Genomic DNA, 21,165 nt, shown 5'->3' with positions numbered 1-21,165 from the left:
ACCCAGCCATCCCGGATGCCGGAATGAGGCGGGCGGCGCCGCGCCTCCGCCCCGGCAGGCGGATGGCATGACCAGACACAGCCCCATTGCCGGGCCCGATGCCGCAGGCATCCGCTTCTCCTTCGAGCTGTTCCCGCCGCGGACGCCCGAGGGGCTGGCGCAGCTCGACCGCGTGGTCGACCGCCTGGCGGCGCTCGGCCCGGAGGGCTTCTCGGTGACCCATGGCGCCGGCGGCACCACGCGGGACCGCACCCGCGGCGTGGTCGAGCGGGTCGCCGCGCGCACCGGCCTGCCGGTGGCGCAGCACCTCACCTGCATCGGCGCGCGGCGCGCGGAGATCGACGACGAGGCCCGCGCGCTCCGGGCCGCCGGCATCCGGCGCATCGTGGCGCTGCGCGGCGATCCGCCGGCCGGCGGCGCCCCTCATCCGCCCGGGGGCGGCTATCGCCATGCCGCCGATCTGGTCGCCGGGCTGATGCGCATCGCCGATTTCGACATCTCGGTGGCCGCCTATCCCGAGGTGCATCCCGAGGCGGCCAGCGCCGCGGCGGATCTCGACAACCTCAGGCGCAAGTTCGATGCCGGCGCGCGGCGGGCGATCACCCAGTATTGCTTCGACACCGATACGGTGCTGCGCTTCGTCGACCGCGCCCGCGCCGCCGGGATCGACCGGCCGATCGTGCCGGGGATCATGCCGGTCAGCCATTTCGGGCGGCTCCGGCGGTTCTCCGAGACCTGCGGCGCCGCGATCCCGCGCTGGCTGGCGGGCATGTTCGAGGGGCTCGACGCCGACCCGGCGCGCCGGGCCGGGCTCGCCGCCGCGGTCGCGACCGAGCAGTGCCGGCGCCTCGCCGCCGCGGGACTAACCGATTTTCACATCTACAGCCTGAACCGCGCCGAGGTCAGCGTCGCGCTGTGCCGGGCGCTCCGGCCGGAGCGCACCGGCGCCGGGCCGCAGGCTGCCTGAAGGGGGGCTCCGATGACCGACGACATTCGCCGCCATGCCGCTGAGCGCATCCTGGTGCTCGACGGCGCCATGGGCACGATGATCCAGGCCGCGAAGCCGGACGAGGCCGCCTATCGCGGCACCCGCTTCGCCGGCCATCCGCAGGACGTGGGCGGCAACAACGAGCTGCTGTCGCTGACCGCGCCGGAGATGATCCGCGCCATCCACGAGAGCTTCCTCGATGCCGGCGCCGACATCGTCTGCACCAACACCTTCTCGGCGACGGCGATCAGCCAGGCCGATTACGGGCTCGAGGCGCATGTCGCCGAGCTCAACGCCGCATCGGCCCGGCTCGCCCGCGAGGCGGCCGCGTCGCGGGCCACGCCGGAGCGCCCGCGCTGGGTCGCCGGCGCCATCGGGCCGACCAACCAGACCGCCTCGATCAGCCCGGATGTCAACGATCCGGGGGTGCGCAAGGTCACCTTCGACGGGCTCGCCGCGGCCTATGGCGAGGCGGCGCGGGCGCTGGTGCTGGGCGGCGTCGACCTGCTGCTGGTCGAGACCGTGTTCGACACGCTCAACGCCAAGGCCGCGCTCTATGCCATCGCGATGCTGCGCGAGGAGGGGCTGGCGGTGCCGCCGCTGATGATCTCGGGCACCATCACCGACCGCTCGGGGCGCACCCTGACCGGGCAGACGCCGGAGGCCTTCTGGGTCTCGCTGTCGCATGCCCGGCCGTTCTCGGTGGGGCTCAACTGCGCCCTCGGCGCCGGCGAGATGCGCCCGCATATCCGCGCGCTGGCCGAGGTCGCCGACACCCGCATCTCGGCCTATCCCAATGCCGGGCTGCCGAACGAGATGGGCGGCTATGACGAGACGCCGGAGCAGACCGCGGCGCATCTCGGCGAATGGGCCGATGCCGGGCTGGTCAACCTCGTCGGCGGCTGCTGCGGCACCACGCCCGAGCATATCCGCGCGATCGCCGATGCGGTGGCCGGCAAGCCGCCCCGCGCGATCCCCGAGCGGCCGGCCCGGCTGCGGCTCTCGGGGCTCGAGATGTTCGAGAAGGAGGCCGCGGCATGAGCACCGCACGGTTCATCAACATCGGCGAGCGGACCAATGTCACCGGCTCGGCGCGGTTCAAGAAGCTGATCCTCGAGGACGACTTCCCCGCCGCCGTCGAGGTGGCGCGCAACCAGGTCGAGAACGGCGCGCAGATCATCGACGTCAACATGGACGAGGGGCTGCTCGATTCCGAGGCGGCGATGCGCGTCTTCCTCAACCTGATCGCCGCCGAGCCCGACATCTCCCGCGTGCCGGTGATGGTCGACAGCTCGAAGTTCGAGGTGATCGAGGCCGGGCTGAAATGCCTGCAGGGCAAGCCGGTGGTCAACTCGATCTCGCTCAAGGAGGGCGAGGCGGCCTTCCTCGAGCAGGCCCGCACCGTGCGCCGCTTCGGCGCCGCGGTGGTGGTGATGGCCTTCGACGAGGACGGCCAGGCCGAGACCGCGGCGCACAAGTTCGCGATCTGCGAGCGGGCCTATCACCTGCTGCTCGACAGGGCCGGCTTCGACCCCTGGGAGATCATCTTCGACCCCAACATCTTCGCGGTGGCGACCGGGATCGAGGAGCACAACGACTATGCCGTGGCCTTCTTCGAGGCGACGCGGATGATCAAGGCGCGGCTGCCCCATGCCAGCGTCTCGGGCGGGCTCTCCAACGTCTCCTTCAGCTTCCGCGGCAACAACCCGGTGCGCGAGGCGATGCATTCCGCCTTCCTCTATCACGGGATCCGCGCCGGGCTCGACATGGCGATCCTCAATGCCGGGCAGATCACCGTCTACGACGACATCCCCGAGACCCTGCGCGCGCATGTCGAGGACGTGCTGCTGAACCGCCGGGACGATGCCACCGACCGGCTGCTGGCGATCGCCGACGACTATCGCGACAAGGGCGAGGCGCAGAAGAAGTCGGACCCGAAATGGCGCGAGGCGCCAGTGGCGGAGCGGCTCTCGCACGCGCTGGTGCACGGCATCACCGACCATGTGATCGACGATACCGAGGAGGCCCGCCAGGCGGCCGAACGCCCGCTGCACGTGATCGAGGGCCCGCTGATGGACGGGATGAACATCGTCGGCGAACTGTTCGGCGACGGCCGCATGTTCCTGCCCCAGGTGGTGAAATCCGCCCGGGTGATGAAGCAGGCGGTCGGCCACCTGATCCCCTACATGGAGGAGGAGAAGCGCCGCACCGGCGACAGCTCGGCCAAGGGCAGGCTGCTGATGGCCACGGTGAAGGGCGATGTCCACGACATCGGCAAGAACATCGTCGGCGTCGTGCTGCAGTGCAACAACTACGACATCGTCGATCTCGGCGTGATGGTGTCGACCGAGGACATCATCGCAACGGCAAAGCGCGAGAAGGTCGATGCCATCGGGCTGTCCGGCCTGATCACCCCCTCGCTCGACCGCATGGTCGAGGTCGCCGCCGAGATGACCCGCGCCGGGCTCGAGATCCCGCTGCTGATCGGCGGCGCCACCACCTCGAAGAAGCACACCGCGCTCAGGATCGCGCCGGAATACGCCCATGGCGTGGTGCATGTCGACGACGCCTCGCGGGCGGTCGGCGTGGTCTCGCGGCTGCTCTCGGCCGAGCGCCGGCCGCAGTTCCTCGCCGAGATCGCCGCCGAGCAGGAGAGTGCCCGCGCGCGCGGCGGCAGCGGCAGGCCGCGGCCCACGGTGCCGATCGCGGCGGCCCGCGCCAACGCCTTCCGCGGCGCCGCGCACCGCCCGGAACGGCCCAACACCACCGGCCTCCAGGTCTTCGACGGCGTCGGGCTCAAGGAGCTGGTGCCCTATATCGACTGGTCGCCGTTCTTCTGGACCTGGGAGATGAAGGGCACCTTCCCGGAGATCCTCGCCGATCCCGCGCAGGGCGAGGCGGCGCGCGAGCTGCACGCCGCGGCGACCGCGATGCTCGAGCGCATGCACGAGGGGAAATGGCTGCGCCCGCGCGCCGTGGTCGGGCTCTGGCCGGCCAACCGCGACGGCGACGACATCACGGTCTGGACCGGGGAGGACCGGCGCCAGCCGGCGGCGACCTTCCACATGCTGCGCCAGCAGGGCGCGAAATCCGGCGGGCGCGCGCATTTCTGCCTCGCCGATTTCGTCGCGCCGCATCCCGATGCCGGCGGCATGGCGGACTGGATCGGCGGCTTCGCGGTCACCGCCGGCCCCGAGGCGCACGAGATCGCCGGCCGCTTCAAGGCCGATGGCGACGACTATTCCGCGATCCTGGTGCAGGCGCTGGCCGACCGGCTCGCCGAGGCCTTCGCCGAGTACATGCATGCCCGGGTGCGCCGCGCGCTCTGGGGCTATGCGCCGGAGGAGGCGCTCTCGGGCGCGGACCTGATCGCCGAGCGTTATCGCGGCATCCGCCCGGCGCCGGGCTATCCGGCCTGCCCGGACCATACCGAGAAGCGCACGCTGCTGCGCCTGCTGAACGCCGGACGGCACACCGGGATCGAGCTCACCGAGTCCTGCGCGATGTGGCCCGCGGCGGCGGTCTCCGGGCTCTATCTCGCGCATCCCGAGGCGGCCTATTTCGGCGTCGGGCGCATCGGCGCCGACCAGGTCGCCGACTATGCCCGCCGCAAGGGCATGGACCGGGCCGAGGTCGAGCGCTGGCTCTCGCCCAACCTCGCCTACGAGCCCGGCCGCGAGGCCGGCGCACCGCCCCGCAAGTCGGCCTGAGCGCACCCGCCATCCGCCGCGGCGCTGCCCCGCCGCCCCGGCGCCCGGCCTCGCGGCAACCGCCCGCCGGCCCGGCCAGGGCGCTGGCCATCCCCCTGCCGGATAACGGGTTCTTCGCCGGAAGCCCGTCTCCGACGGCCGCCTGGCCCGGCCCCGCGCCCGCCTACCCGATGCCGCGCCCCGGCGCTCCCCGGCGCCCGATCCGCAGCACCCGCGAGACGCTCTCCGCCACCGGCCCTCCGCCCGCCACATGGCAGAGATCGTCAGCCGCCCGCGCGCCGGCTCCCCGGCATCGCCATGCCCGCAGGCAGATCGCCAATGCCGGCACCGGGATGCCCGTGCAGCCATCCGCCGGCAGGCGCCCGGCACCGCCCCGCCGCCGACCTCCCGCGCAAGGCCATCTCCCCGCACATGACGGCGCAGACCACGGCACTGATAGAGAGCCAGACCGAGCCCGCCGCCGAACGCCGCAAGGGTCACGCAACACCGCCCCGGCCCGCCACCATCCGGCGCCGGCACCGGTTCTCGCCATCAAGGGCGAGACGCAGGCGCAATGCCGGGACCATCGCGACCAGACCGGCCGCAATACCGGCGCCAACATGATCCGCAACGATGGCAGCGCACCAAACACGAGCGCACCAACCACTGCCCGCGTCGCGACGGCCAAGACCGCCCTGACCGGCGCCCCGGACCACATGCGCTTATGGCAGTCACGGGCCGGCTCACCCGCCGGAGCGCCACCATCCGCAGCTTCAACCGAAAAGACGGAAATCGCCCACAACAGATTGTACTATATGGATAATCCACCATTCCCCTGAAATCCACGTCAGCGCCAACATCACCAGAGCCAAACCCGAAAACAGGCGGGCCGCTGGGAGCGCCCGGCAAACCGCATCGGCCGCTCCGCCGACGGGACGATGACCGGCAAGCCCGCCGCGGTCCGCCGCCATCGCGATGTCGGCAGGGGCCCGGGCACCAGCCGCCGCACCGCCACCGCCCGCGGCGCGGCCACCGAGGCCGGCCCGCTCTGCGCAGGGCCGGCAGCCTTTGGGGCCAGCGCAGCGACCCCGCCCCCGGATGCCACGCCGGGCACCGGCGTCGTCATCACCGCCGCCGGAAACAGGGCCGTCAGCCGCCTCGGGCAGATGCGCGGATGACCGGCATGGCGACCGCCGGCACTGCCGGCGAGTCCGGCAACCGGAGCGCTCCGGTCTGGCTCAAGCCCCTGTACTTGAACGGCATCAGCCCCCAGCCCGGCGTGATCGCACGGCCCCCGGCAACCGCGCGATTCCGCTCCCGGCGGGCCGGCCACTCGGTCCCGCCAGCGCCGCCGGCCAGCGTCTCTATCCGGCACCGCCGCGGTTCGAGCGCATCGCCCGTGCCGAGCGCGGCGACGGCACCGCCCCCATGCCGCCTGGGCCCGCGCGGCGAGAGGGCGGCGCGGCATCTGTCCAAGCCCGGCCTGCAATCGACCGGGCGCGCCTCCGGGCAGGCGACCGGTATCGGTGGGCCCCCGCGATCCCCGGCACCAGCGCCGCCGAACCGCCCCCGAACCGCCACGAACCAATGTTCGCGCAGGAAGTTCCGCCAGACCGGGAAAGTTCCATCGGACCAACGGCGCCCGAACGTTCGCGCGAACCCTTTCCGCTCCCCCAGCCCCCGATGGATGAAACGGCGAGTTGTTCATCCGCACCGCCTCGACCCCGGCTGCGCCCCCGCCGAGGCCGTCGCCAAGGTCGAGCCGGCAGCGACCGGGCACCGATATCTGCACGCCGGCCGCCGGAGCCCTGGCCGGCGCGGCACCAGTCCGGCGACCCGGCAACCGACAGGACCATCCGGGCCAGAGTTCTCGGCGCCGCCGTGGGACCGCCTCGGCCTGCGCATCGAGGCCCCCTACCACCATTGCCCGAGCTTCGGGCGCTGCGCGCTGCCCAGTACCGTTGACGCCGGACGGCGAGCGCACCGAGAGCACCTGTCCCGCCGCCTCCATTGTCGAGCGCATGCCGGCGCCGGCGGATGCCGGGCCGGTCGAAGGCCGTCTATACCTTCGCCCAGAGGGCGCCGCGCCGACCGAGGCCGCTGCACCCCGCGCCCGCACCGCCGGGGCCGGCTGCGTTGCGCGCAATCGCTCGCCAATGCGGGCGTTCGTGGCGGCGCTCTGCGGCATCCGCGTCGGAGCGAGGCGGGACGCGCACCGGCCGGCAGCGGCAGCGCGCGCGAGGCCCGGCCCGGGCGGCGAGCACTGGTGCCGCGGCGGTGACCCGCACCCCGGCGGGCAGCGATATCCGGCTGACGCAGTCCAGCGCGGTGCCCCAGTTCGCCGACAGCACCGGGGGAGGGGAGGCCCATGCCGCCGGTCTCGTCTTCGTTCCGGCTGCCGCCGCACCCCGTTTCAGGCCGGCCATTTCGGCGCCAGGGCCGCGGCGCGGGCACCTGGCAGCCATGGTGCGCGGAAGGCGACCGGCAGCCCCACCCGACCGGCTCGCCGAAGCCGGTTCGGGGAGGCAGGGAACGGCAGCACGCGGGTCGTGGGCCAGCACCCGCACCTGTCGACGGCCGGACCGAGCCCGGCACCCGCCCGTCGGCAACGGGCACCCGGTCCCGGCGGGCGAGCCGGGCGGCAGACGGCGCGACGCAGGCAGACGGCATTGCCGTCCGCCCGATGTGCCGGAGCGGGCCCGAGCCGGCCGGGGTCGGCAGCCTGCGGATCGCCGGCCAGGCCCGTCGCACCGTCTGCAGCCGGAACGAGACCACCGCCACGCTTGCCGGCAACAGGCAGCAGGGCCGCGCGCGCGGAGGGTGCGTCCGACGGCGCGCAGAAGGCAGGCGCCGTGGCCACCCGACCGGATCACCGGCGCCGGGCTGGGCGCACGGGGACCTGCAGCGCGGCGGTCGTCAGCGATGCATATCGGTCTGCCGCGACCGGAACGGGGCCAGCGCCTTTTGGGCCGGCGACCGGCACCCGAACGGCGAGGGGCGCCGGTGACAGTGGCAGCGATGCTGCCCGGCGCGTCTGCCGGCGCCCGGCGGCGGCGATCAGCCGCTTCCGTGGCGGCGATGCCGGGCAGGTGCCCGACGCGCCGGCCGGCGCCACGTCTCGCCTGCAGGGTCACGATATCGCCTTCCCGCTGTGAGCAGGGTTCCCGCCGCTCCGACCATCCGTGCGCGTCATGCCGGAGGCTTCGCGATCGCGCCGCGGGCGCGTCCGGCCCGCGCCCATGCCGATGTCGGCCCGGATGATCCTGTGACCTGCCGGGCCGCCGCAGCAGCGCTCCCGTGGCCGGGCCGCGCAGGGCCACCGCACCGGCTCCGGCCGGTCCCGCTCCGGGCATCCATGCGAGCCGCTGGAACGGGGGTCCCGCGGCCGCGACCTTCCGCCTGGGTCACGCCTGGGGCTGCGTGATCGGGGCGCGGGGCGTGGCGAATGCATCCGGCCCGGGCCCCTGCGCGTGCCGATGTCGCCCGGGACGATCCAACGGCGTGTCGGGTCCGCTGCGGCGACGCTCCGTCCCTCGGATGCGCGGGGTCCGGCCGCCGGATCCGGCCCGTTCCGCTGAGGGCGCCATGCACGCCGCCGGGGGCGAAACCGGCACCGGCACCTCGGCGTCTTCATCGCTGGCCGAGGGCGCCACCAGCGCGTGGTGTTCCCGGCCGCCGAGGTCGGGATGCCCGCCTCGTCGCGGGGGCCGCGGTCAGGGTCGCCTGCGATCCCGGGCGAAGGCTGCCGCGCCGGGCCGGGCGGGCCGATGATGTTGCCATCGCCGGCGCCGTTGGTGCGGGGATGCCGCGGACGGCGGCCACGAGGTGCTCCGGGCGCATGGTCTGCTCCCGGAGGCTGCGGGGGCCGGCGGCCTCCGGTTCCGCGGCGATCCGCCCGCAGATCGCCGGGGCGAGCGGCGCTCCGGTGCGATGCGCGCCCTCGACCGGGCGTCGCGTGGGGCGCGGATCTCACCGCGCAGGATGCGGGCCGGCGCGCGGCGGTCGATGGAGGTGGACGCGGCGCCCCCTAAGGCCTGGGCATTCACGGCGTCCGCGGTCGCGGGGGATGGCCCGGCCGATCCGGGATCGCCGGAGGCCCCCGGCCAGCGCGCGCCGATCCGGAGGCCGGTGACGGTGGACACGCCGCCAGGCCCGGCATCCGCGGCCTGCGGCCGGCTGTGGGCGCGGCTTTGTCTGCGGTGGTTGCGGCGCGGGGCGCCCCGGCATCCTCGGGACGGAAAGCGTGCCAGCGGGGGCGGTGCGGCCAGTTCCCGCAGCCGGTCGATCTGGCGTCGTCCTGTCCTGGGCCGCCTGCGCCTCGGGCGGCGGCGCGGGCCGGGACGGTCCTGCTCGGGGCGCACATGCCGGAACGGCTCCCGATCCGGATGCGGGCGGCTGCCGGGCGGCGCGGCGGTTGCCCGGGGCCGAGCCGGGCCTGCCGGCTGGTGTCAGGCGCGCGCGGGCCGAGCGCTGCCGGCGGGAACGGTCGGGTGCGGGACGGGCGCGAAGTGGTGCCGGCCGTGACTGTACCGGCACTGCCGCGAGGTGCGGGCCGGGCGCTGCCGGCGGGACGGGTGTGGGCCGACTAGCGGATGGGCGCGGGCCGCGCGCCGCTGGCGGGCGCGGAGTGGGTGTGCGGCGAGTGTCGGACTGGCCCGGCCGAGTGCTGTCGGCATGGCGGGTCTGGGAGGGGCCCGGCCGAGCGTTGCCAGTGCGCCGGGTGCAAGCCATCGCCGCTGGCGGGTGCGGGGCGGGCGGTGCCTCAGGGCTCTCCCGCGATATCGGCCAGCGCCTTCCGGAGATGCCCGAGATCGGCCGCGATGACCCGGCGGGCGGCCGCTTCCCGGGCGAGGGCGCGATCGCAGGCGCCGAGGCTGCCGGCCTTGGCGGCGCTCTCGACCTCGCCCATCAGGCCCGCGAGGCCGGTCGCGCCGACCGCCGAGGCGGTGCCGCAGAGGGCGTGGGCGGCGCGGGCGACGCCGGGCGCATCCATGCGCGCCCGCGCCTGGCGGATCTCCTGCCAGCGCCGGTCCTGCTCCGTCTCGAACTGCGCCAGAACCCGCTCGACGAGCCCGGAGGAGCGGCCGGACAGCAGCGCTAGCGCCTGCGGGACATCGATGCCCACCATGCTGTCCCCGGCCGCTTCGCCGGATCGCCGCGCCGCGGCGGCGGACGGCTCGCCGGCGGCCGCGGGGGGCTCGGCCCCGCCGGCCTCATGGACGCCGGTGCCTTTGGCGCCGGCTTCGGGCGCGCCGATATCGCCCCCACCGCTATCAGGACCGCCGGTGCCTGTGACGCCGGCTTCGAGGAGGTCGGCCCCTGAGGCGCCAGCTTCGGGAGAGTCGGTGCCGGTAGCGTCGGCCCCGGGGAACCCGGTTCGAGGCACTCGGGTATCGCGACCACCGGTTCCTATGGCGCCAGCCTTCGCAAGGTCGGCTCCGGTCCCGCCGGCATCGGGGATACCGGCTCGCGACGCGCCGGCTGCGCGAAGGCTGGCTCCGGCTCCGACGGCATCGGAAGAGGCGCTGCCTGTAGCACCGGCTCCGGGGAGCCCGGTTCCGGGCACGCTGGCAACGCGGCCGCCGGTTCCTGTGGCGCCGGCCTTCGCGAGCTCGGCTCCGGCCCCGCCGGCATCGGGAATGCCGGCCCCGGAGGCGCCGGCTTCCGGGGTGCCGGTCTCGACCCCCCCTGCATCTGGAGGGCTGGTCCCTGAGACGTCGGGATCGGGGGTGCCGGCTCCGGCCCCTCCGGGATCGTGGGCGCAGGTTCCTGTAGCGCCAACTTCGGGGATGCCTGTCTCGACCCCGCTGGCATCTGGAAGGCAGGTCCCCGAGGCGCCGGGATCTGGGGTGCCGGTTTCGATCCCAACGTTATCGGGACCGCCGGTTCTTGTGGCGCCGGGATCGGGGGCGCCGGATTCGACCCTGCCGGTATCGGGGATGCCGGTGCCTGAGGCGGCGGTATCGGGCGCACCGGCTTCGGCCCCGCTGGCATCGGCACCGCCGGGAGCGGGAGCGCCGGTGCTTGCGGTGCCGGTTCCGGGGGGGCCGGCTCTGGCCTCGCTGTTGTCGGAACTGCCGGTGCCTGAGGCGGCGATATCGGGCGCGCCGGCTTCGGCCCCGCCGGCATCGGCCCCCCCGGTTTTGGGAGTGCCGGTGCCGGCGGCGCCGGTTACGGGGGGGCCGGCTCTGGCCTCGCTGTTGTCGGAGCCGCCGGTCACTGGGGCGCTGGCTTCGGGGAGGTGGGTTCCGGGCATGCCGGCATCGGGGACGCCGCTACCTGGGGCGGCGGTATCGGGCGCGCTGGCATCGGCCCCGCCGGCATCGGGAGCGCCGGTGCCTGACGGGGCGGTTTCGGGCGCGCCGGCAATGGCCTCGCGGGCATCGGCGCCGCCGGTATCGGCCCCGCCGGCTTCGGCCCGGCGGGCTCCGGGGGGGCGATCGGGAACCGCCTCGATCGCGGCGAGCAGCTCGGGGATGCGCAGCGGCTTGAGCAGGCAGCGGTCCATGCCGGCGGCCAGGAAGCGCTCGATCTCCTCGGGCTGGGCATGGGCGGTGATGCCGATGATCGGGCTCTCGCGCGAGGCCGCGGCCTGTGCCGGGTCGCGGATCAGCCGGGTGGTCTCGATCCCGTCCTGCCGCGGCATCGAGACATCCATCAGGATCAGGTCGAAGCGCGCCTGCCGGGCCTTCTGCAGGCCGATGATGCCGTCCTCGGCCAGCGCCACCGCGAAGCCCGCCTCGGCGAGCATCTGCGCGGCGAGCTCGCGGTTGATCTCGTTGTCCTCGACCAGCAGCAGCCGCCGGCCGGCATGCGCCTGGCGCGGCGGCACCGCCTCGCCGTTGCCGGCCGGTTCGGCCGGATCGAGCGCCAGCCGGAACCAGAACCGGCTGCCCGCCCCCCTGGCGCTCTCGACGCCGATCTCGCCGCCGAGCGCCCGGACGATGCGCCGCGACACCGCCAGCCCGAGCCCGGTGCCGCCCGCCTCGCGGCTGTAGGCGGCGTCGAGCGTCACGAAATCCTGGAACAGCTTGGGCAGGTCCGCCTTGCCGATGCCGATCCCGGTATCGGTGACCGAGAAGCCGATGCGCACCCGGCCCTCCGCCTCGCCGATGCGGTCGAGCGCCACCACGATGCGCCCGCCGGTGGTGAACTTGATCGCGTTGCCGATCAGGTTCGACAGCACCTGGCGGATGCGCCGCTCGTCGCTGGCCACCCAGGGCGGCAGCGACGGGTCGAGCGCGACGGTCAGGCGGTTGCCGCGGCGCTCGGCCGGCCCGCGCAGGCTGTCGGCGAGCTCGGCGACCATCGCGCCGAGGGCGAAGGGCCGGTGCGAGAGCTGGATCTTGCCGGAATCGATCGCGGCGATGTCGAGCACGTCGCTGACATGGCCGAGCAGGATCTCGGCGGACCGCTTGGCGCGCTCGAGATTGGCCCGGCCGGAGGGGCCGAGCGGCTCGCGGCCGACGAGATCGAGCGCGGTGAGCACGCCGGCCACCGGGGTCCGCATCTCGTGGCTCATCACCGCCAGGAAGTCGGACTTGGCGCGATCCGCCGAGGCGATGCGCTCGAAGGCCTCGCGGCGCTCCACCTCGATGCGCTTGCGCTCGGAGATGTCGCGGATATAGGCGATGAACAGCGGCCCGCGCTCGCCGGAATAGCGCCCGATCGAGAGCTCGATCGGGAAGCGCTCGCCGGCGGCGTTCAGCGCCGACAGCTCGTGCAGGCCCTTGCCGACGAGATCGCTCCGGCCGGTGGCGAGATAGCGCGCGAGGCCGGCCCGGTGCGCCGCCCGCAGCTCGGGCGGGATGATCAGCTCGCCGATCATCTGGCCGATCGCCTCGGCGCGGGGAAAGCCGAAGATGCGCTCGGCGGCCGGGTTGTACTCGATGATCGTGCCGTCGGCATCGGCGACCAGCACCGCGTCGATCGCCGAGGCGACCGAGGCGGTCATGCGCTCGGCGCTCTGGCGCAGCTCGGCCGACTGGCGCGCGATCCGGCGCGACTGGAAGCCGATGCCGCCGGCGGTGGCGATCAGCACGGCATTGACCGCGAGCATCGCGCCGCCGGTCCAGAGCAGCAGCGAGATCAGGCTCTCGCGCTCCTCGGTGCTGGCCTGCGCCTTCGCCGCCAGCACCGCGAGCTCGAGATCGCGCGCCCGCACGAACAGCCGGTCGAGCCGCTCGACGATGCCGGGCAGCGCCGCCCGCAGCGCCGCGTCCGGCCCGTCCATCAGCGGCACCAGCGCGTCGCGGAACGCCTCGAGCTCGGTCGCCGCCGCGCGCTCCGCCGCCCGCTCGACATGGTCGAGCGCGTTGCCCTCGAGCAGGATCCCGACGCGGCTGTAGAAGATGTCGTAGCGCCGGCGCAGCGCGTCGAGATCCGCCGCGCCGGCATCGATGGCGCGGCGCGCGTCGATGCGCAGCCGCAGCATGTCGGTGCTGAGCTGCGCCATCGACCAGGTGGTGTTGTCGTCGTGATGGGCGCGCAGGCCCGCGAGCCCCTCGCGGACCCGGTCGCCGAGCACCAGGATCACCGTGATCGACAGCGCGGCGATGGCCAGCGCCAGCGCCAGCCCGATGCCGGGGCGCGCCGCCCCGGGCTCACTCGACGATGATGCGGTCGAGCTGCCAGATGCTCCGGGCATAGATGATCTCCGAGCGGTATTCCGCCTTGCTGTCATAGGGATAGACCACCCAGAGCGGCCCCTTCTGGCGCACGCTCATGGTCTCGCCATCGATGCGATAGGCAATCATCGGCCCGCCCTCGACGGCGTCCGAGACCGGGATGTCGATCTTGTAGTCGTTGATCGCGACGGCGCGCAGCATGCCCGCGCCGACCCCGAGCCGCGCCAGCAGGTCGGCGAGCGCGACGCCGGTGAACGCGACCTCGCCGTCGGTCCAGATCGTGCTGGTCCGGAAGCGGGTCTGCGGCAACGCCTCGAGCATCGCCAGGTCGAACCGCGCCGCGCCCTCGGCATTCTGCACCGCGATCGCGCCGGTCACGGTCAGCAGCACCGGCCCGGCGGGGCTCGGCAGCGGCTCGGCGGCCATCGCGGCGGGCAGGGCGCCGGGCAGGACGGCGGGCAGGGCGGCGGGCAGGGCGGCGGCGGCACCGATCGCCGCGAGGCAGATCAGCACCCTGCGGCGCAGGCGGGAGACGGCTCGGGTCATGGCTCGGTTCCTTTGCATGGCGTGGGGGCCGCGGCGGCCGCGGGGGCCTCGGCGGCCCATTGCGCCTTCTTGCGGTAGATGCTCGAGGCGCCGATCTCGAGATGCGCCGCGGCCTTGACGACATTGCCGCCGCAGAGCGCCAGCGCCGCCTCGATCGCCTCGCGCTCGACCTGCCACATCGGCCGGATCCGCTCCGGCGCGCCGGCCGGGGCCGGCCAGCCCTGCGCGGCATCGGCGCCGGCGGGGTGGGGCGCAGCGGGATGCGCCGCAGAGGCGTGGCGCGCGGCGGGGCGGCCGGCACGGATCCGCTCCGGCAGCATCGCCGGCGTCACCTCCTCGGCATCGTTCATCACCACGATGCCGCGGATCGTGTTCTCCAGCTCGCGCGCATTGCCCGGCCAGCGATGCGCCTCGAGCGCGCGCATCGCCTCGGCCGAGAAGCCGCGGAAGCGCCGGCCCTCGCGCTCGGCGGCCTTGGCGAGAAAGGTCTCCGCCAGCACCCGCAGGTCGGCGCCGCGCTCGCGCAGCGGCGGCAGGTGCAGCGCGACGACGTTGAGCCGGTAGAGCAGGTCCTCGCGGAACCGGCCGCGCTCGACCTCGGCCCAGGGGTCGCGGTTGGTGGCGCAGACGATGCGGATATCGACCCGCTCGGTGCGCGCGCCGCCGACCCGCTCGAAGCTGCCGTCCTGGGTCAGGCGCAGCAGCTTCGACTGCATGTCGTAGTCCATCTCGCAGATCTCGTCGAGGAACAGCGTGCCGCCATGCGCCCGGCTGGCGGCGCCGGGCCGGTCGCTAGAGGCGCTGGTGAACGCGCCCTTCACATGGCCGAACAGCTCGGATTCGATCAGCTCGCGCGGGATCGCGGCGCAGTTGATGGCGACGAAGGGGCCGCCGGCGCGCGGGCTCTCGCTGTGCAGCGCCTGCGCGCAGAGCTCCTTGCCGGTGCCGCTCTCGCCGGTGATGAAGACGCTGGCCCGCGAGGCCGCGGCGGCGCCGATCGTGCGATAGACCCGGTGCATCGCCGGCGAGGTGCCGACGAGCCCGGCGAAGCCGTCGCCCTGCTGGGTCCGGCGCAGGGTGTCGACCTCGCGCTCGAGGGCGTGGCTGCGCATCGCGTTGCGCACCGTCACCGCCACCCGGTCGCCGGAGAACGGCTTCACCACGTAGTCGATGGCGCCGAGCCGCATCGCCTTCACCGCGGTCGACAGCGAGCCGTTGCTGGTGATGATGATGACGCTGGTGCGCAGCCTGCGGTCCTGGATCTCGTGCAGGAGGTCGATGCCGTCGATGTCCGGCAGGCCGAGATCGAGCAGGATCACCGGCGGCACCTCGTCGGCGAGCACCGCGCGGGCCCCGGCGCCGGTCTCGACATGGGTCACGTCGAAGCCGGCGCGCTCCAGCTCGTCGGCGCAGAGCAGGGCGACGGTGGTGCTGTCCTCGATCAGCAGGACCCGGCCGCCGGCGCCCGCCGCCGCCCGAGGTTCCGCCGCCCGTGGTTCCGCCACCCGTGGTTCCGCCGCGCGCCGCGGATCGGCCGCGCCGCGGGCCGTGGTCCTGCTGGTCTGCATCGCATCCTCCCGGTCTGGCAGCCATGCCGGCGCGGGTCCCCGCCCCGGCCGATCCGCCTGCAGCATTCTCGCACAGAGACGAAGCAAGCCGCGTGCCAGCCGGAGAGCCGGAATTGGAAATCGCGTTTGTGCAATGATTCCAGTTACCTGATGCCATGTCGCGGCTGCGGCGGGCGGGCATCGCTGCCGCCCACTCTCGATTCGGCTCCCGAATCGAGAGTCATTCCCGTTTCGAGAGCCGTCGCCCGCAGCCCACCCGTGCCCGGCAGCCCGCTCATCGGGGAGCGCCCCGCCGCGGCCCCCGGGCCCCGCGCCGCGCCCCCGCAGCCGATAATTCCATTTGCATTCTGACAAGAAGATTTCCACGATGGGGGGCAGATCAACGGCAGAGAGGCTCGGCATTGACGGCGCAGCGGACGGTCCTTCTGGTTTCGCTCGATGACGGGCTGATCGAGGCGGCGCGGACCGCCTTCGGCCATGCCGGGGACTATCGGCTGGTGGTCTGCGCCGATGGCCGGACCGCGGCCAGCCGCCTCGGCCAGATCGAGGTGCACCTGCTGGTCGCCGACTGCCAGGAGGCGGCGACCGGCAGCGCCGAGCTGCTGAAGGGCGCGCGGGTCACGCATCCGCAGGTGCCGCGGCTGCTGATCGCCACCGCCGCCACCGCCGATCACGGCGCCGAGGCCGCGCTCCAGAGCGCCGCCTACCTGTTCCTGCTGAAGCCGGTGCTGCCGGCGCAGCTCGGCATCGCGGTGAAGCGGGCGCTGGAGCTCAACGAGCTGTCGCGCCGGCACCGGGTGCTCTCGCGCGAGCTGCGCATCTCGATGGACGACGACATCTTCGGCGATACCGAGAAGATGTCGGTGAAGGGCGGCGTCTCGCAGTTCGAGAAGCTGGTCTATGCCAGCCCGCGGATGGCCGAGCTCACCGAGCATGCCCGGCAGGCGGCGGCGACCGACCTGCCGGTGCTGATCCATGGCGAGACCGGCACCGGCAAGGAGCTGCTGGCGCGGGCGATCCACTTCAACTCGCGCCGGATGGACGCGGCGCTGCTGGTGCAGAACTGCGGCGGCATGAGCGACGAGACGCTGCATTCGGAGCTGTTCGGCCATGTCCGCGGCGCCTTCACCGGCGCGATCTCGGACCGGCTCGGGCTGTTCCGGGCGGCCGAGGGGGGCACGGTGTTCCTCGACGAGATCTCCGAGGTCTCGCGGAACTTCCAGGTCAGCCTGCTGCGGTTCCTGCAGGAGGGCGAGGTCAAGCCGCTGGGCTCGGACAGCGTCGCGTATTCCGATGTCCGGATCGTCGCGGCCTCGAACCGCTCGCTCGAGGAGATGGTCGAGCGCGGCGAGTTCCGGCGCGACCTCTATTACCGGCTGAAGGGCTTCACCCTGCTGATCCCGCCGCTGCGCGACCGGCCGGAGGACATCCCGGTGCTGGCCGAGTTCTTCCTCGAGAAATATGCCGGCGTGGTCGGGCGGCGGGTGATGGGCATCACCCGCTCGGTGCTCGAGCTGCTCGCCCGCTACCGCTGGCCCGGCAATGTCCGCGAGCTCGAGACCGAGGTGCAGCGCATGGTCGCCGTGGCCGATCATGGCGGCTACATCTCCGAGCGCCACCTGTCGCCGACGATCCGGGACCTGGCGGCAACCGCCGGGGCGCCGCAGGCGCCGGCGATCGAGGGCGCCAACCTCAAGGAGATGGTGGAGAACCTCGAGCGCCGCGTGGTGCGCGAGACGCTGACCCGCACGCGCTGGAACCAGAGCCAGGCGGCCAGCGAGCTCGGCCTGTCGCGGGTCGGGCTGGCCAACAAGATCAAGCGCTATAATCTTCAGGCGGAGTGAACGCCGGTCGCCCCGGAAGGCGCGGCGGCGTGCCCCGTGGAGCGATGGCGGAGTGACGGCGGATGACCGAGAGCGATGACGATGCCGAGGGCGGCCGGGTGCTGCGCTTCCCGCAGTCGCGCACGCGGATCGGCCCGCGCGAGCCGGCCCGCGATCTCGGCCTCTCCGCGCTCACGCGCCTCGCCGGCGCCGATGCCCGCTCGGCCAGGGGGCACTGGTGCAGCCGCTGCCGGGGCATCTGGTACAGCTGCTTCCTCGAGGCCGAATGCCCGGTCTGCGGCAACCGCCACGGCTGAAACTTCTGCAAATGAACTTTGCAGGTGCAAAGATAGTTGCTTGTCATTCGTGCGGAAGCGGCAATAGCCAGATTTCAGGAAAATCCCGTAACGATCTGTTTTTGCTGGTATAAAAAAATTATCCCGGCTTTGGCACGGTTCCTGCGTAGGAGATCCGCAGCAACCAGGCAGGTTTGCGAAAAAGACCAACGCCGCACCTCCGGGTGCCGTGCAGGGAGGAAAGAATGGCCAATCTTCTATGGCTCCAGGGCGGAGCCTGTTCCGGCAACACGATGTCGTTCCTGAATGCCGAGGAACCGAGCGCCTGCGATCTCGTCACGGATTTCGGGATCAACGTGCTCTGGCAGCCGTCGCTGGGGCTGGAACTGGGCGAGGACGTGAAGGCCATCCTGAAGAAATGCATCTCGGGCGAGATCCCGCTCGACATCTTCGTCTTCGAGGGCACCGTCATCGACGCCCCGAACGGCACCGGCGAGTGGAACCGCTTCTGCGGCCGGCCGATGCGCGAATGGGTGAAGGAGCTCTCGGAGGCGGCGCAGTTCGTGGTGGCGATCGGCGACTGCGCGACCTGGGGCGGGATCCCGGCGACCGCGCCGAACCCGTCGGATTCGAAGGGCCTGCAGTTCCTGAAGCGCGAGAAGGGCGGCGCCCTCGGCGCGGGCTTCACCTCGAAGGCCGGGCTGCCGGTCATCAACATCCCGGGCTGCCCGGCGCATCCGGACTGGGTGACGCAGATCCTCGTCGCCGTCGCCACCGGCCGCGCCGGCGATCTCACGCTCGACGAGTTCCAGCGGCCCAAGACCTTCTTCTCCTCGTTCACCCAGACCGGCTGCACGCGGAACATGCACTTCGCCTACAAGGTCTCCTCGACCGCCTTCGGCCAGCGCAAGGGCTGCCTGTTCTACGATCTCGGCTGCCGCGGCCCGATGACCCACAGCCCGTGCAACCGGATCCTGTGGAACCGGGTGTCGTCGAAGACCCGGGCGGGGATGCCCTGCCTCGGCTGCACCGAGCCCGAGTTCCCGTTCTTCGACCTCGCCCCCGGCACGGTGTTCAAGACCCAGACGATGATGGGCGTGCCGAAGGACCTGCCGGCCGGCGTCGACAAGAAGGGCTACGTGAAGCTAACCGCCGCTGCCAAGGGCGCTGCCCCGGCCTGGGCGGAAGAAGACATTTTCGTCGTCTGAACGGCGACTGGGGAGGAAAACCATGTCAGCAGCAGTTCAAACCCTCGACATCTCGCCGGTCGGCCGCGTCGAGGGCGATCTCGATGTCCGCGTCGACATCACCGACGGGGTGGTGACCAATGCCTGGACCAATGCGGAGATGTTCCGCGGGTTCGAGGTGATCCTGAAGGACAAGGACCCGCAGGCCGGGCTCGTGGTCACGCCGCGCGCCTGCGGGATCTGCGGCGCCTCGCACCTGACCTGCGCGGCCTGGGCGCTCGACACCGCCTGGGGCACCACGGTGCCGCGCAACGCCATCCTGGCCCGCAATCTCGGGCAGATCGTCGAGTCGATCCAGTCGCTGCCGCGGCACCACTACGGCCTGTTCATGATCGACTACACCAACAAGAACTATGCCGGCTCGGGCTTCTACGAGGAGGCGGTGAAGCGCTTCGCGCCGTTCACCGGCACCTCCTACGAGGCCGGGGTGACGATCTCCGGCCGCCCGGTCGAGATCTACGCCCTGCTCGGCGGGCAGTGGCCGCACTCCTCCTACATGGTGCCGGGCGGGGTGATGTGCGCGCCGACGCTGACCGACGTGACCCGCGCCTGGTCGATCCTCGAGCATTTCCGGCGCAACTGGATCGAGCCGCTCTGGCTCGGCTGCTCGATGGAGCGCTACGAGGAGATCCGCACCCTCGAGGATTTCGAGGCCTGGCTCGACGAGCGCCCCGAGCACGCCAATTCCGATCTCGGCCTCTACTGGCGCATGTCGAAGGACATCGGCCTCGACAGCTACGGCAAGGGCCACGGCAAGTTCGTCACCTGGGGCTACCTGCCGCACGAGGACAGGTACCAGAAGCCGACCATCGCGGGCCGCAACGGCGCGGTCATCATGAAATCGGGGGTCTATGACGGCGCGTCGGACAGCTTCAAGCCGATGGACCAGATCCACACCCGCGAGGACATGATGCACGCCTGGTACGACGAGGGCGACGACCTGCATCCGTTCGACCGCACCACCACGCCGGTGCAGAAGAACGACATCGACCCGGACGGCAAGTATTCTTGGGCGACCGCGGTGCGCCATGCCGAGAACGGCCGGCTCGAGGCCGGCCCGCTGGCCCGGCGCCTGGTGGCCGGCGGCCCGGGCGAGGATTTCCAGCATTCGGACGGGCTGGTCCTCGACATGTACAGGAAGATGGGCGGCGCCTCGATCATGCTGCGGCATTTCGCGCGGATGCACGAGCTCTGCATCCTCTACCGCGAGGCCGAGCGCATCCTGCGCGAGTTCCGGCTCAACGACGAGTGGTACATCAAGCCGACCGAGACGGATGGCCGCGGCTGGGGCGCCACCGAGGCGATCCGCGGCGCGCTGTGCCACTGGATCGACGTGGAGGGCGGCCGGATCAAGAACTACCAGATCATCGCGCCGACCACCTGGAATGTCGGCCCGCGCGCCGGCAACGGCGAGCGCGGCCCGATCGAGGAGGCGCTGATCGGCACGCCGATCGCCAATCCCGCGGACCCGGTCGAGGTTGGCCATGTCTGCCGCTCCTACGACAGCTGCCTCGTCTGCACGGTGCATGCCCATGACGGCAAGACCGGCGAGGAACTGGCCCGGTTCCGGACCGCCTAGTAGGCTGCATGCTCAACCGGGGAGTGCGGCCGCCGCGCTCCCCGCCCAGAACAGGACCGGGGAGGGTGCGATGTCCTTGGACGTCGACGGGCGCTCTGTCGCCCAGGAAGCCGCGGACTACGAGGACCGCTACGGGGTCACGCCCGCCCGGGCGGATCACGCGACGCTGTTGCGGATGATCGAGGACCTGCTGAACGAGGGGTTGCAGACCCTCGTCGAGCCGTTTCCCGAGACCGATCGCGAGTTCGCGGCGATCCTCGACGAGCTGCGGGCGCTGTCGCCCGACCAGCTGCGGGCGAAGCTGGTGATCTCGGGCTGGCTCCTCAGGCCCTATGGCGAGGACCAGATGCGCTGCCAGGAGTGCATGTATTTCCTCGTCCACCGCCGCTGGTGCGACCTGCCGGAGCTGAACCTGCCGGCCGAGCCGGAATGGTGGTGCCGGCTGTGGCGGATCTAGGGAGGCGATGATGGCCGAAGACAGCGCCGGCCCGGACGACGACACCCTCAGGGAGGCGATCGCCCGGCGCCTCGCCGGCGGGCTGGAGACCGAGGTCTGGCCGCGGGCCGAGAGCTCGGAGATGGTCAGCGAGATCATCGCACGCCTGCGCTCGGAGGCCACCGGCGATCTCGGGCGCAAGCTGGTGATCGCCGGCTTCACCGACCACACGGTCGAGGCCAACGGCCTCGAGCAGCCCTGCGAGACCTGCATGTACTACCTGGTGCATCGCCGGTTCTGCGAGCTGCCCGAGCTGATGCTGCCGGTCGAGGCGGGCTGGTCGTGCCGCCTGTGGCGGATCTGAGC

At 72.7% G+C, this 21,165-nt stretch carries 11 protein-coding genes and 1 pseudogene; 9 read left to right on the top strand and 3 right to left on the bottom strand.

Annotated elements, in window-relative coordinates; all coding sequences use genetic code 11:
• The first annotated feature begins 67 nt into the window (after nt 1-67).
• The 3 genes and pseudogenes from metF (at nt 68) to QSJ97_RS24945 (ending at nt 5,855) form a co-directional block, all read left to right on the top strand.
• Nucleotides 68-967: a methylenetetrahydrofolate reductase [NAD(P)H] gene (gene metF, locus QSJ97_RS03480; protein WP_285670161.1), complete on the top strand. Its 900-nt coding sequence runs from the start codon at nt 68-70 to the stop codon at nt 965-967.
• Nucleotides 968-979: 12 nt separating this feature from the next.
• Nucleotides 980-4,698, top strand: a pseudogene (gene metH, locus QSJ97_RS03470) (methionine synthase).
• Nucleotides 4,699-5,591: 893 nt separating this feature from the next.
• Nucleotides 5,592-5,855 carry a Rossmann-fold NAD(P)-binding domain-containing protein gene (locus QSJ97_RS24945; protein WP_352231051.1) on the top strand — a complete coding sequence of 88 codons (264 nt, stop codon included), beginning with the start codon at nt 5,592-5,594 and terminating at the stop codon, nt 5,853-5,855.
• 3,584 nt (nt 5,856-9,439) lie between these two features.
• Here the strand turns inward: QSJ97_RS24945 and QSJ97_RS03465 are convergent.
• Genes QSJ97_RS03465 through QSJ97_RS03455 form a run of 3 tightly spaced genes read right to left on the bottom strand, consistent with a single transcriptional unit; the run spans nt 9,440 to nt 15,418 of the window.
• The gene (locus QSJ97_RS03465; protein ID WP_285670157.1) at nt 9,440-13,324 is read right to left on the bottom strand and encodes an ATP-binding protein; all 3,885 of its coding nucleotides are present in this window, start codon (nt 13,322-13,324) and stop codon (nt 9,440-9,442) included.
• A complete protein-coding gene (locus tag QSJ97_RS03460) occupies nt 13,281-13,850 on the bottom strand; it encodes a putative pterin-binding protein (protein ID WP_285670156.1) in 570 nt (189 codons plus the stop codon). The genes QSJ97_RS03465 and QSJ97_RS03460 overlap by 44 nt, the downstream gene beginning before the upstream one ends.
• Nucleotides 13,847-15,418: a sigma-54-dependent transcriptional regulator gene (locus QSJ97_RS03455; protein ID WP_285670155.1), complete on the bottom strand. Its 1,572-nt coding sequence runs from the start codon at nt 15,416-15,418 to the stop codon at nt 13,847-13,849. Before QSJ97_RS03455 ends, QSJ97_RS03460 begins: the two co-directional genes overlap by 4 nt.
• Before the next feature lie 401 nt (nt 15,419-15,819).
• On the opposite strand from QSJ97_RS03455, the gene QSJ97_RS03450 reads away from it, so the two are divergent.
• The 6 genes from QSJ97_RS03450 to QSJ97_RS03425 all read left to right on the top strand — a co-directional run bounded on the left by QSJ97_RS03450 (nt 15,820) and on the right by QSJ97_RS03425 (nt 21,163).
• Nucleotides 15,820-17,262: a sigma-54 dependent transcriptional regulator gene (locus QSJ97_RS03450; RefSeq protein ID WP_285670154.1), complete on the top strand. Its 1,443-nt coding sequence runs from the start codon at nt 15,820-15,822 to the stop codon at nt 17,260-17,262.
• A gap of 62 nt (nt 17,263-17,324) precedes the next feature.
• The gene (locus QSJ97_RS03445; RefSeq protein ID WP_285670153.1) at nt 17,325-17,558 is read left to right on the top strand and encodes a hypothetical protein; all 234 of its coding nucleotides are present in this window, start codon (nt 17,325-17,327) and stop codon (nt 17,556-17,558) included.
• A gap of 224 nt (nt 17,559-17,782) precedes the next feature.
• Nucleotides 17,783-18,745 carry an NADH-quinone oxidoreductase subunit B family protein gene (locus QSJ97_RS03440; protein ID WP_285670152.1) on the top strand — a complete coding sequence of 321 codons (963 nt, stop codon included), beginning with the start codon at nt 17,783-17,785 and terminating at the stop codon, nt 18,743-18,745.
• 22 nt (nt 18,746-18,767) lie between these two features.
• Complete coding sequence (locus QSJ97_RS03435) at nt 18,768-20,363, top strand: nickel-dependent hydrogenase large subunit (protein ID WP_285670151.1); 1,596 nt, start codon at nt 18,768-18,770, stop codon at nt 20,361-20,363.
• A 70-nt stretch (nt 20,364-20,433) separates the two neighbouring features.
• Nucleotides 20,434-20,820 carry a hypothetical protein gene (locus QSJ97_RS03430; RefSeq protein ID WP_285670150.1) on the top strand — a complete coding sequence of 129 codons (387 nt, stop codon included), beginning with the start codon at nt 20,434-20,436 and terminating at the stop codon, nt 20,818-20,820.
• 10 nt (nt 20,821-20,830) lie between these two features.
• Nucleotides 20,831-21,163 carry a hypothetical protein gene (locus tag QSJ97_RS03425; protein ID WP_285670149.1) on the top strand — a complete coding sequence of 111 codons (333 nt, stop codon included), beginning with the start codon at nt 20,831-20,833 and terminating at the stop codon, nt 21,161-21,163.
• Nucleotides 21,164-21,165: the final 2 nt, after the last annotated feature.

It is taken from the genome of Paralimibaculum aggregatum (assembly GCF_030270585.1).
GTDB lineage: Bacteria > Pseudomonadota > Alphaproteobacteria > Rhodobacterales > Rhodobacteraceae > Thermohalobaculum > Thermohalobaculum aggregatum.
Note: the sequence above shows the minus strand (reverse complement) of the source record. Positions and strands in the feature narration are given on the sequence as shown.

Bases quoted from the DNA above. Each gene is read 5' to 3' on its own strand.
- QSJ97_RS03425 (WP_285670149.1), top strand. From the start codon at position 20,831: ATGGCCGAAGACAGCGCCGGCCCGGACGACGACACCCTCAGGGAGGCG.
- QSJ97_RS03455 (WP_285670155.1), bottom strand. From the start codon at position 15,418: ATGCAGACCAGCAGGACCACGGCCCGCGGCGCGGCCGATCCGCGGCGC.
- QSJ97_RS03445 (WP_285670153.1), top strand. From the start codon at position 17,325: ATGACCGAGAGCGATGACGATGCCGAGGGCGGCCGGGTGCTGCGCTTC.
- QSJ97_RS03430 (WP_285670150.1), top strand. From the start codon at position 20,434: ATGTCCTTGGACGTCGACGGGCGCTCTGTCGCCCAGGAAGCCGCGGAC.
- QSJ97_RS03435 (WP_285670151.1), top strand. From the start codon at position 18,768: ATGTCAGCAGCAGTTCAAACCCTCGACATCTCGCCGGTCGGCCGCGTC.
- QSJ97_RS03440 (WP_285670152.1), top strand. From the start codon at position 17,783: ATGGCCAATCTTCTATGGCTCCAGGGCGGAGCCTGTTCCGGCAACACG.
- metF (WP_285670161.1), top strand. From the start codon at position 68: ATGACCAGACACAGCCCCATTGCCGGGCCCGATGCCGCAGGCATCCGC.
- QSJ97_RS03460 (WP_285670156.1), bottom strand. From the start codon at position 13,850: ATGACCCGAGCCGTCTCCCGCCTGCGCCGCAGGGTGCTGATCTGCCTC.
- QSJ97_RS03465 (WP_285670157.1), bottom strand. From the start codon at position 13,324: ATGCCCGGAGCATCTGGCAGCTCGACCGCATCATCGTCGAGTGAGCCC.